Below are 14,058 nucleotides of genomic sequence, written 5' to 3'. Positions count from 1 at the left end.
ATCCCCGATTGCTCAAAAGGGCTTTCCTGTGGTATGATGACAGTCGGCTTGACTTTTTCCGTAGCCTTCATTAGAATCGGACGTGTTTTGTATACCGTGGAGGAATGACACAATGCAGACAAAAACCTATCTCCCAACGATAAAGGACATAGAGCACAAGTGGTTTGTCGTCGACGCTCAGAATTGTGTCCTCGGAAGGCTCGCCTCCCGAATTGCCGTGATTTTGATGGGAAAGAACAAAAGAGTGTACACGCCTTTCCTGGACACCGGTGATTTCGTGATCGTGGTCAATGCCGAAAAAATACAGACGACTGGAAAGAAACTGGACCAAAAACTTTACCGCCGTCACAGCGGTTATCCGAAGGGGTTCCGGTCCGAAACGCTTGGTCACCTGATCAAGCGACGGCCCGAGGAGGTCATTCGCCGCGCGGTGTGGGGTATGATACCCCATAACCGTATGGGTAGGAAGTTAATCAGGAAGCTCAAGGTCTACAGTGGACCTGCTCATCCGCATGAAGCGCAAACCCCGATTCCTCTGGAAATAAGGAGTGAATGATGTGAACATTACGGTCAGCTATTACGCCACCGGACGACGGAAAACCTCGATTGCCAGGGTCAGGTTGATGCTGGGCAACGGGAAGGTCATAGTCAACGGGAAATCGGTTGAACAGTACTTTACCCGGCCATCCTGGCAGATCCAAGCCCTGAAGCCGCTGGTCACCACGGGAACCGAAACTCGCTTCGATGTCGAAGCTACAGCCGAAGGCGGTGGCTTGACCGGTCAAGCCGGAGCGGTTGCGCTGGGGATTGCCAGAGCCTTGGTCGAAGTTGACGAAAGAACGAAACCGGCGTTGAAAAAAGCCGGACTGCTTACTCGGGATTCCCGCATGAAGGAGAGGAAAAAATACGGTTTACGCGGTGCCCGAGCTCGTTTCCAATTCTCCAAGAGATGATCTTGGCGTGTTTCCGGCCCCCGGTTACGGGGGCTTTTTTGTTTCCGGACTTTTTGGAGGAGAAAGCTCAAAACAAACTTGGAGAAGGTTCAGCTAAGGTAATGACAAAATTAGCTTCAACTTGTACCCAACCTTTATTAAACCTCTTTGTTTTTTTAAGGAGGATCCGGTTTGTCGTATCCCCGGCTTGAAATCATGGTTTCGCCTTTACTCAGGAATATGGTTAGGCTTCTTGAAAAGGGCCGGGAGAGGAGCACGGAGACCGTTGCCGTGACCAAGGGCTTCTGTGCCGACCGGAAGATAGTCGAGCTGCTTTGGGAAGCGGGATATGCGAAGTTTGCCGACGCTAACCTGGATAATCTCTTGCGGCTGCGCCGAATTTTTGGAAACCGGGTGGAGCTGCAGTTGATCCGGATGCCCATGTGTTCTGAGTTGGCCCGCCTGGTGGAGGCGGATGTCGTTCCCCATGTTTCGCATAAAGAAATTCTCGAACACCTCTCCGTGCTTTCCCATAGACGGAAAAAGGTGACCCCCGTAATTCTATCCGTGGAAGCGGGTGACGGTCGGGAAGGTTTTCTGCCGGAAGAAATTCTGGAAGAGAGGACTTTCCTGAAAACTCTGGAAGGGATACGCGTCAATGGACTGAGTACGACACTTGCCTGTTTGAGTGGTGTGCTTCCACAACCTCCGGTGATCGAACGTCTCCGGAAATTGAGAGATGAACTGTCTGATGCCGCCGGTCCGCCTGAGTTCAAGATTTCGGTGGGAGGAACGACTTTCCTCTCATTGTGGGAGGGAGCCGCAGCACCGGAGGCTGTCGATGAAATCCGCTGTGGAGAAGCCTGGCTATTTGGAACGGACATCAGCCGCAAGAAATCATTCGCCTGGCTGGAACAGGACACTTTTTTTCTGTCAGCCGAAATCGTCGAGGTCAAAAGCAAAAATCCGGCGGAAACCGCGGTCAGGGGATATGACGCTTTTGGAAGAACTGCGGGGGAACGTCGTTTCCGGACCAGCGGGAAGCGGGCCCTGGCTGCCTGCGGACTTCAGGATGTGGATGAGACACAGTTATATTTGCTTGATGATCATGTTAAAATAGTCGGAGCCACCAGTAATTATTTGGTGCTTGAGGTCAGCAGGAACGCTTCCCCGGTTACCCCGGGTTGTATAATTCGCTTCAGAGCCGGATATGGGACGGTGCTCCGGGCCTTCCTGTCTCCTTATGTCGACAAAGTATATCTTTAACCCGAGAGGGTGGTCGAATATGAACGGGGCGTTTCGTAGTAAAGATTTTCTCGATCTGGCGGATTTCTCCGCGGAGGAAATCCTTTATTTTTTAGATACGGCGGTGTCTCTGAAAAGACGCTATTTCCTCGGAGAAACGCTGGACATCCATCAGGGCAAGACCCTGGCCCTCCTTTTTGAAAAACCTTCCCTTCGGACGAGGGTGTCCTTTGAAATGGCCATGAAGCAACTGGGTGGGACTTGCTTGTATCTCGGACCCCAGGAAGTCGGACTGGGCAAACGGGAAGCGATCAAAGACGTTGCCAGGGTGTTGAGTCGAATGGTCGATGGAATCATGGTCCGGACCTTCGCTCACCAGAATGTGCTGGAAATGGCTGAATATTCCGACGTGCCGGTGTTCAACGGATTGTCCGATCTTCATCATCCCTGCCAAATCTTGGGCGATCTCTTGACTGTGCTGGAAAAAAAAGGAAAACTGCTGGATCTACCCATCTGTTTTATCGGTGATGGCAACAACGTCTGTAATTCATGGATCATAGTCGCCGCTGTTTGCGGATTGCAATTGACCGTTTGTACGCCTGATGGATACCTGCCCAACCAGAAGATTCGACAACAGGCCGAGGAGAGCATCCGGAAATCAGGTGGGATGCTTCGGTACGAGCATGACCCGCGGGAGGCTATCCGGGGGGCCCAAGTCGTCTATACCGATGTGTGGGCGAGCATGGGTAGGGAAGAAGAACTCGCCCGCCGGTTGGAAATTTTCCCCCCCTATCAGGTTAACGAAGCGCTGGTGGATTTGGCCGCCCCGGACGCGATAGTTATGCATTGCATGCCAGCCCACCGGGGTCAGGAAATCACCGATCCGGTCATCGACGGATCGCAATCGGTCTGCATTGATCAGGCGGAAAACCGTCTCCATGCTCAAAAAGCACTGTTAAACCTTTTCATTCCTTAGTTGACGGATTCCCTTAGGTGACCGTGATCAGCCATCTACGTTTCTTGGTTTTCTTTATCATTATCTTTTACTTTTCTTATCGGGTTTTTTCTTTGACTAAAGACAGTGCCCTGTTCGGACCGCTTCGTTTCCTGATCGTGTTGTTTATTTCAGCCGGGCTGTCGAACCTTGCCGGTTTTCACGAACTCAGCTTGTTCTGGAAATTTCTGGTTTTTTCTTACGCCGCCGCGGTGGCGGTCATTTTCCAGCCGGAATTGCGAAGGATTTACTTCAACCGGACCTATCATAGCAGTCCAGGTGTGGGAGGACATTATATCGGGAATGAAGAAATCCGGGGAAAGTTCATCGACGATGTGGTTCTGGCCTGTCAGACGCTGTCCCGAAAAAAAATCGGGGCCCTGATCGTACTGGAACGCAAAAACAACTTGTGGGATTTTATTCAGACCGGCATTCTGATTGATGCCCTGTTTTCACCGGAGTTGGCCTATTCGGTTTTCTTGCTTGAGTCTCCACTGCATGACGGAGCGGTTATTGTCAGGGAAAATCGGATTGTGGCTGCCGGTTGCATTCTTCCGCTGGCCGAACGTGTGGAAATGAAGAAGCTGGTCGGAACCAGGCACCGGGCGGCCGTCGGGATCACTGAACAAGCCGACGGGTTGTCCATTGTCGTCTCGGAAGAGACCGGAAAAGTATCTCTTGCCGTCCAGGGGCGCATAGCCTGGGATATCGAGGCGGGAGCCCTGAAGAAGATGATCAGGATTCTGTATAGGGAGGTTGATCGGTGAGCTTCCTGAGAGATTGGCCGGTTGCCTTGCGAAAACGCCTGACCGCGGTGATGCGGGATCGGCAGGTCGGGCTTTACGCCCTTCTTTTAACGGGGAGTCTGCTGTTGTTCCTGTTAAGTGAATGGCACCGGTGAAATCTGTAAACGCCTGAGGCCACGCATTGCTGGAAAGGACATTTCCCCTAAAGGATAATATCAATTTCGGCCACCTGACCAGCGTCACGGAAAAATCCGAACACCAATGGGAGCATGACGGGAAGGGAGGAATTAAAATTGAAAAAGCATGAAGGACGCAGCATCCGGAACATCGGGTTTTTTTCCCATGCCGGCGCCGGTAAAACCACCTTGTCTGAGTCGATGCTTTTCAATGCGGGAGTGACCACCAGGCGGGGAAAAGTGGAGGAGGGTAATACGGTTTCCGATTGGGAACCGGAAGAGATCAAGCGGAGGCTGTCTATCGATCTATCCGTAATCCCCTTTGAGTGGAAGGATCGGAAGGTTAACCTCATCGATACCCCCGGTTATGCGGATTTCATCGGAAATGTTATGGGTGCTCTGCGGGCGATCGATGGCGGAGCTCTCTTGGTTTGTGCTGTATCCGGTGTTGAGGTCGGGACGGAGCGATCCTGGAAAAGTCTGCAGGAAAAAAACCTCCCCGTGGTCATTTTCATCAACAAGATCGATCGGGAGGGGGCAAATTACGAAAAGGTACTGAAATCCCTCCAGGAGAAACTTTCCGAGCGGATTACCCCCTTGTTTCTCCCCATCGGCAAGGAATCGGATTTTAGGGGGATCATTAACCTCCTGACTCAGAAGGCCTACTATTTCGAGAAAGAAGGGAAAGGGGTCCGGGAGGAAGCTGTTCCGGATGAGATGAAAGAAGCGGTAGCTGAATTTCGGGAAGCGATGCTGGAAAATATCGCCGAAACCAGCGATGAACTCCTGAATATGTATCTTGAAGGAAAAACGATCGAACCGACTCTGCTGGAGAAAAGCCTGAAAGAGGCCATCAGGCAGAGAAAAGTTTTTCCGGTCCTCTGTGGTTCGGGACTACTGAATTTCGGTGTGACTCTCTTCATGGATTTCATGGCCGATTACCTGCCCTCGCCGGAAGATATGCCCCCCGTTTCCGGAATCAATCCGAAAACGAACGTACCTGCTGAGCGGGTCCCAGCCCGGGAAGCTCCTTTCTCGGCTCAGGTTTTTAAGATCATTAGCGATCCGTATGTCGGGAAACTGGCGATCATCCGAGTGTATTCGGGGCTCCTGTCTGCCGATGCCCGCCTATACAATGCGACCCGGGATTCCGAAGAGAAGATCGGGCAGTTGATCTCCCTCCGGGGGAAAAACCAGGAAATCATCAGCGAGGTCGGAGCCGGAGATATCGCGGCCTTAGCCAAGATCAGCGGAATCTACACCGGGGACAGTCTCTCGGACAAGAACGATCCGATCGTCTTCCCCGTTATCGAATTTCCGGAACCGAATTACCTGGCTGCTGTGAAGCCACTCAGCCGGGGGGATGAAGACAAAATCAGCCAGGCTCTGGGAAGACTCCTCGAAGAAGACTTTACGATCAAGATGGAAAGAAATACCGATACAAAAGAAGAAATCGTAGCCGGGTTGGGAGATATCCATCTTGACGTGCTGGCGGAAAAAATGAAACGAAAATTCGGTGTTGATGTTTCATTGACCGTTCCCCGGGTTTCCTACAAGGAAACCATTAAAGGATCGACCAAGACTGAAGGAAAATACAAGCGGCAATCCGGTGGACGAGGTCAGTATGGTCACTGCTGGATCGAACTTGAGCCGATAGCCAGAAGCGAAGGCTTTGAGTTTGTCGATAAAATCGTCGGTGGGAGCATTCCTCGCAACTACATTCCGTCGGTGGAAAAGGGCATTCTGGAGGCCATGCAGGAAGGTATTCTGGCTGGATACCCGGTTACTGACGTCCGGGTGACCGTCTTCGACGGCTCATTCCACCCGGTGGACTCTTCGGACATGGCCTTTAAAATCGCTGGTTCGATGGCCTTCAAGAAGGCGAGTCAGGATGCGAATCCGGTGCTGCTTGAGCCGATCGTGAATTGTGAGGTTCGGGTTCCGGAAGATTTTATGGGTGATGTCATTGGAGACCTCAACAGCCGGCGGGGCAAAATCCTGGGAATGGACCCGGAGGACGGTGTCCAGATCATTCGCGCCCAGGTTCCGATGGCCGAAGTGTTTCGTTATTCGGTCGATCTCCGGTCGATCACGCAGGGTCGGGCGTCCTTTATTATGCGCTTTTCCCATTATGAAGAAATCCCGGCGCAAATCGCTGAAGGGATCATAACGAAGGCGCAGCGGGAAAAAGCCCAGGAATGATGGAAGATTCAGTGCTTTACATCGGGATTGACCTGGTGGAAAAAGATCGAATCGAGAGAGTGCTCACCCACTTTGAAGATCGTTTTCTGGAGCGGCTCTTTACCTTCGAAGAAATTGATTATTACCGGAAAGGGACCAGGCGGCGATTCTGTGAGGGTGTTGCCGCCATATTTGCCGCCAAGGAAGCGGTGAAGAAAATCCTGCTCCAGACTGGGATCAAGCCTCTTTGGAAATCGATAGAGATCAGGCATGATTCTGATGGACATCCATGGGTCAGCGTACCTTTGGAGGTACGAAAAGTACTCTCGGACATACAGTTGTCCCTCTCTCATACCGGAAACTTGGTCGTCGCAATGGCGGTCGGAGTGCTGGTGAAGGGGCGGAAACAGGCTTGAGGAAGATTGCGGGAAGAACCCGAAAACGAGGAAATTGAGGCAAGGAGTGCACATTGAACGATTTTGAGGAAGGCTACCCCAGGAGGACCGGGCTTCCCGGGAAAGGAATTCCCCTGGTCGGTTCGGAAGAGATGCGGGACCTGGAACGTGAGTTGTGCCGACGTTTCAATATCGATACCCTGGTCCTCATGGAAAACGCCGGCCGAAACGTGGCCCGTTATATATCTCGACTCATTGCCAAAACGGGTACGATCAGAAATGTCGTGGTGCTGTGTGGAAGTGGAAACAACGGCGGTGATGGGCTCGTAGCCGCCCGCCATCTCCGGGTCGATTGCCCGTGCCTTCCCCTGAGTGTATTCCTGGCTGGTGATCCGAACCACTTGAAACGGGACAGTCGGACCAATTATCTGATTGCCGAATCTCTGGGGATCGATATGCGGATTCTCCGTTCGGTTGATGAAGTGGCCATATACTCAGATACCTTGGTGGTGGATGCTTTGTTTGGAACGGGAGTCGTCCGCCCAGTCACAGGACTGTACCGGGAGCTGATTGAAAAAACCAACCAGGCGAATGGCCGGGTGCTTGCCCTTGACGTGCCTTCCGGCATTGACGCTTCAACCGGCCAGGTGATGGGATGTGCGATCCGGGCCCATGACACGGTGACTTTGGGGATGGTCAAGCGCGGGCTCGTGATCTGGCCCGGCCTTGCATACGCCGGACGGATCCGGCGGGTTTCCCTCGGAATTCCTTTTGAACCACAGTTTACTTCATACTGGCCCGTGGTGGAGTTGATCACGGCGGAGATGGTCGCTTCTTTTCTCCCCGTCAGGCCAGCGGGTTTGCACAAGATAGCGGCTGGAGTAGTCGGGGTATGTGCTGGTTCAGAAGGCATGCTGGGAGCGGGAATCCTGGCCTCCCAGGGAGCGGTTTATACCGGTTGTGGCATGGTGGTCTGGGCGTTGCCGTCCCGGTTTGCCTCTCAGATCAAACCCCTTTTCCCTGAACTTGTTTCATTCTGGCCTGAACCGGGAAGAGGAGAGGAGTCCTTTTATTATCGTCCGAGCCAGGCTGGCTTCATTGCCGATTTTCTGTACCGGAGAAAGTGTTCCGCTCTCGTGGTCGGCCCAGGTCTAGGAACCCATGCCGCGACTGCCCTGTTTTTGAACAAATTGGTGAACACCGCCCCCTGCTCTGGAGTGCTTGATGCCGACGCGCTGACTTTGATCGCTCAGGATCGGGAGGAGTGGCGGGGGCGACTGAACGGATGGGTGCTCACGCCACATATCGGTGAGATGGCCAGTCTGGCCAGGTGCTCGACCGCCGATGTGGAAGCAAATAGACTGTCGGTGGTTCAGGAAGCAGCGGCATATTATGACGCCACTATGGTTCTCAAGGGTCCGGGTACCCTGGTCGCTTCACCGGAGGGCGGGGTGGCGGTCAACCCCACCGGCAATCCCGGTCTCGCTTCGGCTGGGAGCGGGGATGTATTGGCCGGTGTGGTGGCTTCGCTCATGGCCCAGGGCTTGGCCCCTAACGAGAGCGCCCGGGCCGGTGTTTTTCTTCATGGATTAGCCGGGGATCTCATGGCCCGGAAAGGATATTCCTTTTTTTCAGCCGGGGAAGTGGCCGGATATCTCCGGGAAGCGGTCAGGGAGACCCAAAATGGCGAATGGACCTTATCAGTTGTGGATGGAGATTGACAGTGCCGCTCTCCGGGAGAATTGTCAAAGACTCACCTCTATGGGGAAAGAAGGCGGAAGGCACTGTGAAATACTGGCTGTCGTAAAAGCCGATGCCTATGGTCTCGGACCGGCTGCGGTGGAACTGATGTATGATTGGGGGATCCGCCGGTTTGGTGTCGCTTCGTCTCGGGAGGGGATCGCCCTCCGGGAACGGGGAATCGGGGGAGAAATTGTCCTTTTAGGGGGGTTCTTCCCGGAAGAAGTCCAATCGCTGTTGACCCATCGCCTGACTCCGGTGATTTCCACCCTTGACGACTTCATTAACCTCTCCTGCTATACCGCCAGAGCCGGTCGAATCATCGACTACCATCTGGAAATCGATACCGGTATGGGTCGAATGGGCCTCCTGTATTCCGACTTCGACGAACGATGGCGTCAGGAGATGGCAAAACATCCTTTGCTTCGTCTCCAGGGTGTAATGACTCATTTTTCCTGTGCGGAATCTGATCCAGCCTATACTCGCACGCAATTCCTCCGTTTTGGGCAATTCCTGGAACGTTCCGGATTGGATGGTCCGACCGTACCGAACATACTCAGGCATTGTTCGAACAGCGCCGGTTTTCTGTTCTTTCCGGAGTTGCGGTTGGATATGGTCCGGGTCGGTATCGCGTTATATGGTGTTTCACCGACCGGAGACCCGGATCTGATCAAAAAAGCCGGTCTGAAACCGGTGATGTCGCTCAAGGCCCGAATTAGACATGTGAAGGACCTGCCGGCTGGGTTTTGTGTGGGGTATGGCGCGACGGCGACGACTTCGTGTCCCAGCCGGATTGCCGTATTGCCGGTCGGGTATGCTCAGGGACTTCCCAGAAACCTGTCAAACCGGATGGCCGTGCTTGTTCGGGGGAGAAGAGCCCGGTCCATCGGCGTTCTCTCCATGGACCAGATGATGGTCGACGTGACTGAAATACCCGGAGTAACCCCGGGTGATACGGCAATTGTGATTGGCCGGGACCCCGGCGGTGAAGAAATAACCGTCGAAGAGGTGGCCCGGCAAGCCCAAACCATACCTCATGAAATACTATGCAGTCTGGTACGGGTTAAAAACCGGATTGTCACATGAATCAACTGTACTACAGGAAAAGTCGTAACGAAAACGAAACCCTGCAATGGGGAGAAGAGTTTTGCAATTATTTCCTCCGTCCCGAGACCGTGGTGCTCCTGAGTGGGGAATTGGGAGCGGGGAAGACCTGTTTTATCAAAGGAATTGCCAGAGCTCTGGGAATCGACCCGTACCAGATCACCAGTCCCACGTTTGCCTTGGTTCATGAGTATGCCGGGACCCGAGGTGTTCTTTGTCACATGGATTTTTACCGGTTGGAACACCTCTGGGAGGTTGAGGAACTGAGTATTGACGAGGTGATCGATCAGAAAGCGATCCTGGCCGTGGAATGGGGGGCGAAGTTCCGGCAGGCCTTCCCAACTCCCCATTATGAGGTCAACATCCGCTGGACATCCGCTTCTGTTCGGGAGATCGCTATCATGGCCTGCACTGAATACCGGGAGGAAGGATGAATGTTTCTGGCCTTTGATACAAGCACTCCCTGGTTGACCATGGCGCTGGGCGACGGCGAAACCATCCGTTTTCATCTTACGGTATTGACCTGTCGGGATCATTCCCGGAAACTGATGGCTGTTCTCGCTCACATGAAACGGGAGGGCTTTTTCGAAGAAGCTGTTTTACAAGGTATCGTGGTCGGCCGCGGTCCGGGATCTTTCACCGGGGTCAAGATTGCGATGATGGTCGCCGGGAGTCTTTCCTATGCTTTGCACCGCCCGGTCTTCGGATATTCCTCCCTGGAAGGGTTGGCCTCCCTGGTTCCAGAAGAGATGCTTCTGGCCATACAGTGCGATCGGATCGTCCCGATTATCCTACATAAGCGTAACGAACTGTTCTGGAGCGAATTCGAACCGGCTTATCGGAGAAAAAGCCTCGACAGTTTGCATATCGGATCCCCTACTGATTGCTTACAGGCAATTCGGGGAAAACGTGCCTTGGTTGTCTGTCCTTGGCCTGAATATACGAAGATTTTCGAAAAGGATGGAATTCAGGTGTATCCTCCGCCGTTTTCAATACCCGATGCCCGATGTCTCCTCGCCCTTCATCATTTGAGAAAAGATCTATCGTCTGAGATGGAGAAGGCGGCCGGCATGGTGCCCATCTATGGTTCGCAGGTCTTCACCGGGTGACCCTTCGTTACTCGAAGAGGGTGAATTTCGCATTGTCGAAATGAAACCCCATCATTTACCCTATGTCGTCGCAATTGAGCGGAAGGCTTTCGTTCAGCCGTGGTCGTATTCGCTCTTTCTGACGGAACTGAGCAACCGGGTCGCTTCCTACTTCATCGGGTTATGGGACGACCGGGTCGCCGGATACGTCGGGCTCTGGGTGGTGTGGGAGACCGCCCATGTGACGACATTCGCCATTCATCCCCGGTTCCGACAGCGGGGTTTGGGTAAAAAACTACTCCGGTTCGCTCTGGACTATTCCCGGCTGAGGAACTGCCGGGAGGTCCTCCTGGAAGTGCGGCTAAGCAATACGACAGCCCAGGAATTATACCGGCAGTTTGGATTTAAACTGGAACGAGTGAGGAAACGATATTACAGTGATGGTGAGGATGCGCTGGTGATGAAAAAAAATTTATCCATTGAAAGTGAATAGCCTTGCTGGTATTGGGGATTGAGACCAGTTGTGACGATACTGCCGTTGCCGTTGTTCGGAACGGAAATGAGGTGTTGTCCAATCTGGTTTCCAGTCAAATTGACCTTCACCGGCGTTTTGGGGGAATCGTTCCGGAAATCGCTTCCCGGAAGCACCTTGAACTGCTCGTTCCCCTTCTCGACGCTTCTCTTCGGGAGGCGGGGAAGTCCTTGGTCGAAATCCAGGGGATAGCGGTTACGCAGGGGCCTGGTCTCTCCGGGTCGCTGCTCATGGGTTTGTGTCTGGCGAAAGTGCTGGCCCTCACCCACCAGATCCCGCTTATTGCCGTGAATCATCTGGAGGGACATCTCTTTGCGACCCGGATCGATCACCCGCAGCTGGAGCCCCCTTTTTTGTATCTTCTGGTTTCAGGTGGCCATACGTCGCTTTATGGTGTTAGGGAATGGGGATCGTATCGTCTATTGGGGAAAACCCGGGACGACGCTGCCGGAGAAGCCTTTGATAAAGTCGCCAAATATTTGGAATTGGGCTATCCGGGAGGGCCGCTCATTGACCGGTTGAGTCGGGAGGGAGAGCCGGGGCGCTTCCGTTTTCGGGGCGGCTTGGAATCTTGCGACAGCGGGGATTTCAGCTTCAGCGGCTTGAAAACGGCTGTGGTCCGCAGGTATGCATCACTTCCGGAGAACCGGCGAAAAGAGCGGAAGGTGATTTACGACTTGGTGGCTTCTTTCCAGGAAACCGTCATCCGGACCCTGGTGAACAAAACCTTGCGGGCGGCCCGGCAAAGTGGTTTTGAAACGATCGTTCTGGGAGGAGGAGTGGCGGCTAATTCCCGGCTTCGGGAGGTTTTCCCGGAACGCACCCGGGGAATGGGGATTACCATAGCTTTTCCCTCGCTATCCCTGTGTACCGACAACGCTGCCATGATCGCGTCCTGTGGGACATTTCATCTTCTGCGGGGCGAGACGAGCGACGTTTTTGTGGAACCTGAACCCCGCCTCGCCTTGGGATAGCGGATAGGCGGCTTCTTCCTATTGCCGGCGGAATATTGTCCCTGCTTCTTCTTTTCCGGAAGAGGGGAAGCCCCGGCCTATTGAATTTTATGGATACTCTGGATATGATAATCAATTGAGCATTATGACCGACTGTGGATATAATCCTGATGATGCATAGATGAGGAAGGTGGTATGTATGGCAAAAGAAGTACTGTTTGGAGACGAAGCGCGGAAAAAGCTGGTGGACGGTCTTAATATTCTGGCTGATACGGTGAAGTTGACGCTTGGACCGAAAGGCCGCAACGTGCTCCTGCAAAAAAAGTACGGGTCACCGGTGATTACCAACGACGGAGTGACCATCGCCCGGGAAATCGAGGTCGCGGATCCGTTTGAGAACATAGGTGCAAAACTGGTCAGGGAAGTTGCCTCGAAAACCAATGATATCGCCGGAGACGGGACGACTACGGCGGTGGTTCTCGCCCAACAGATGGTTAAAGAGGGTCTACGGGCTTTGCTGGCGGGCGGGAATCCGATTTTTTTGAGAAGTGGAATGGAGAAGGCCGAAAAGAGTGTGATTGATGAAATCCGAAAGCGGAGCCAGCCAGTGGAAGGTCAGAAATCCATAATCCAGGTCGCCGCGGTGGCGGCCAATGACCTGGAAATCGGAGAGATGATCGCCAGGGCAATGGAAAAGGTCGGGAAAGACGGCGTGATTACCGTCGAAGAATCCCGCTCCACTGTCACCGATCTGGAAGTTGTAGAAGGCATGCAATTCGACCGAGGCTACCTTTCTCCCTACCTGGTCACCAATCGGGAAAAAATGGAGGCCGTCCTGGAAGAACCCTACATCCTTATCACCGACTCAAAGCTGACCAGTCTGCAGTCTTTGCTTCCCCTGCTCCAGCAGGTGGCTCAGACCAGAAAACCTCTCTTTATCATTGCCGAAGAGGTGGGGGGAGAAGCTTTGGCTGTACTGGTGGTCAACAGTCTGCGGGGAGTTATTACCGTTTCCGCCGTCAAGGCTCCAGCGTTTGGGGACCGGAGAAAGGAAACTTTGCGGGATATCGCCGTTCTTACCGGAGGCCAGGTGATCTCTGAAGAAATGGGCATGAAGTTGGAAAAAGTCTCCCTGGATCTGCTGGGCCGGGCCGGAAAAATCAAGGTGAACAAGGAAGAGACGATCATCATTGAGGGGCGCGGTGACGTTATGGAAATCAGGGCCCAGGAAAAGCAGATTCGGACTCAGATTGAAAAAACTACGTCTGACTATGACCGGGAAAAGCTTCAGGAACGTTTGGCCAAGCTCATCGGGGGTGTGGCGGTCATCCGGGTAGGAGCTTCGAGCGAAATGGAACTCAAAGAGAAGAAACACCGGGTTGAAGATGCCTTGTCCGCAACCCGGGCGGCGGTGGCCGAGGGAATCGTGCCCGGTGGGGGGGCACTGTTGCTCCATATTGCCGAGAATCTTGACGTTACCGGATCAAACCCCGAAATCGATGCCGGAGTGCGAATTGTTCGAAAGGCGTTGTATGCGCCCCTGAAGCGCATTGTGGATAATGCTGGCGGCCGGGGTTCGGTTGTCGTTGAAGAACTGAAGCACGCACAACCGAATATGGGGTATGATGCCCTGCGGGGCGAGATCGTTGATATGCTGGAGGAGGGCATTGTCGACCCAGCCAAGGTCACCCGTGTCGCCCTCGAAAACGCAGTGAGTATTGCAGCGTTGATTCTGACCACTCAGGCCCTGGTGGCTGAGGTCAAAGAGAAAGACACGGAAGAAAAGAAGTAATCGGGTCTTTGTCTCAAAAAAAGAGGGTAAGGGGATCGTCTTTACCCTCTTTTTTTGATTGCCTCGTATTTTGGCGGCTAAAAAGGGGGGGCGGGAAGAGATGGGGTTTGTACATCCACCATCGTGCTTTGTTCCCGCAGGAGGGACTGTTCTGTACTATAATGCAGACAGAATAATTGA

15 protein-coding genes are annotated in these 14,058 nt (G+C 53.4%); all 15 read left to right on the top strand.

Annotated features, from left to right (window positions below):
* The first annotated feature begins 112 nt into the window (after window positions 1-112).
* The 15 genes from rplM (at window position 113) to groL (ending at window position 13,878) form a co-directional block, all read left to right on the top strand.
* Window positions 113-556 carry a 50S ribosomal protein L13 gene (gene rplM, locus VLH40_07800; GenBank protein HSV31905.1) on the top strand — a complete coding sequence of 148 codons (444 nt, stop codon included), beginning with the start codon at window positions 113-115 and terminating at the stop codon, window positions 554-556.
* A 1-nt stretch (window position 557) separates the two neighbouring features.
* Complete coding sequence (gene rpsI, locus VLH40_07795) at window positions 558-953, top strand: 30S ribosomal protein S9 (protein ID HSV31904.1); 396 nt, start codon at window positions 558-560, stop codon at window positions 951-953.
* Between the two features lie 171 nt (window positions 954-1,124).
* A complete protein-coding gene (locus VLH40_07790; protein ID HSV31903.1) occupies window positions 1,125-2,198 on the top strand; it encodes an alanine racemase in 1,074 nt (357 codons plus the stop codon).
* Window positions 2,199-2,217: 19 nt separating this feature from the next.
* Window positions 2,218-3,153, top strand: a complete 936-nt coding sequence (argF, locus tag VLH40_07785; GenBank protein HSV31902.1) for an ornithine carbamoyltransferase — start codon at window positions 2,218-2,220, stop codon at window positions 3,151-3,153.
* Window positions 3,154-3,176: 23 nt separating this feature from the next.
* Entirely contained in the window at window positions 3,177-3,938 is a 762-nt protein-coding gene (gene cdaA / locus VLH40_07780; GenBank protein ID HSV31901.1) for a diadenylate cyclase CdaA, read from the top strand.
* Entirely contained in the window at window positions 3,935-4,072 is a 138-nt protein-coding gene (locus VLH40_07775) for a hypothetical protein (protein ID HSV31900.1), read from the top strand. Before cdaA ends, VLH40_07775 begins: the two co-directional genes overlap by 4 nt.
* Before the next feature lie 138 nt (window positions 4,073-4,210).
* Entirely contained in the window at window positions 4,211-6,295 is a 2,085-nt protein-coding gene (gene fusA, locus VLH40_07770; protein ID HSV31899.1) for an elongation factor G, read from the top strand.
* Window positions 6,292-6,690 (top strand): holo-ACP synthase, encoded by a 399-nt coding sequence (gene acpS / locus VLH40_07765; protein HSV31898.1) that lies wholly within the window; start codon window positions 6,292-6,294, stop codon window positions 6,688-6,690. Before fusA ends, acpS begins: the two co-directional genes overlap by 4 nt.
* A 53-nt stretch (window positions 6,691-6,743) precedes the next feature.
* Window positions 6,744-8,390 carry an NAD(P)H-hydrate dehydratase gene (locus VLH40_07760; protein ID HSV31897.1) on the top strand — a complete coding sequence of 549 codons (1,647 nt, stop codon included), beginning with the start codon at window positions 6,744-6,746 and terminating at the stop codon, window positions 8,388-8,390.
* A complete protein-coding gene (alr, locus tag VLH40_07755) occupies window positions 8,353-9,495 on the top strand; it encodes an alanine racemase (protein ID HSV31896.1) in 1,143 nt (380 codons plus the stop codon). Before VLH40_07760 ends, alr begins: the two co-directional genes overlap by 38 nt.
* On the top strand, window positions 9,492-9,947 hold the full coding sequence (tsaE, locus tag VLH40_07750) for a tRNA (adenosine(37)-N6)-threonylcarbamoyltransferase complex ATPase subunit type 1 TsaE (GenBank protein ID HSV31895.1): 456 nt from the start codon (window positions 9,492-9,494) through the stop codon (window positions 9,945-9,947). Before alr ends, tsaE begins: the two co-directional genes overlap by 4 nt.
* Window positions 9,948-10,622, top strand: coding sequence for a tRNA (adenosine(37)-N6)-threonylcarbamoyltransferase complex dimerization subunit type 1 TsaB (tsaB, locus tag VLH40_07745; GenBank protein HSV31894.1), 675 nt, complete (start codon window positions 9,948-9,950; stop codon window positions 10,620-10,622).
* Window positions 10,597-11,094 (top strand): ribosomal protein S18-alanine N-acetyltransferase, encoded by a 498-nt coding sequence (gene rimI / locus VLH40_07740; protein HSV31893.1) that lies wholly within the window; start codon window positions 10,597-10,599, stop codon window positions 11,092-11,094. Before tsaB ends, rimI begins: the two co-directional genes overlap by 26 nt.
* Window positions 11,095-11,096: 2 nt before the next feature.
* Complete coding sequence (gene tsaD / locus VLH40_07735) at window positions 11,097-12,107, top strand: tRNA (adenosine(37)-N6)-threonylcarbamoyltransferase complex transferase subunit TsaD (GenBank protein HSV31892.1); 1,011 nt, start codon at window positions 11,097-11,099, stop codon at window positions 12,105-12,107.
* A 178-nt stretch (window positions 12,108-12,285) separates the two neighbouring features.
* Window positions 12,286-13,878 (top strand): chaperonin GroEL, encoded by a 1,593-nt coding sequence (groL, locus tag VLH40_07730; protein ID HSV31891.1) that lies wholly within the window; start codon window positions 12,286-12,288, stop codon window positions 13,876-13,878.
* The last annotated feature ends 180 nt before the right edge of the window (window positions 13,879-14,058 follow it).

Source organism: Atribacteraceae bacterium, assembly GCA_035477455.1.
Lineage (GTDB): Bacteria > Atribacterota > Atribacteria > Atribacterales > Atribacteraceae > DATIKP01.
This window is presented reverse-complemented; position numbering and strand designations above follow the sequence as displayed.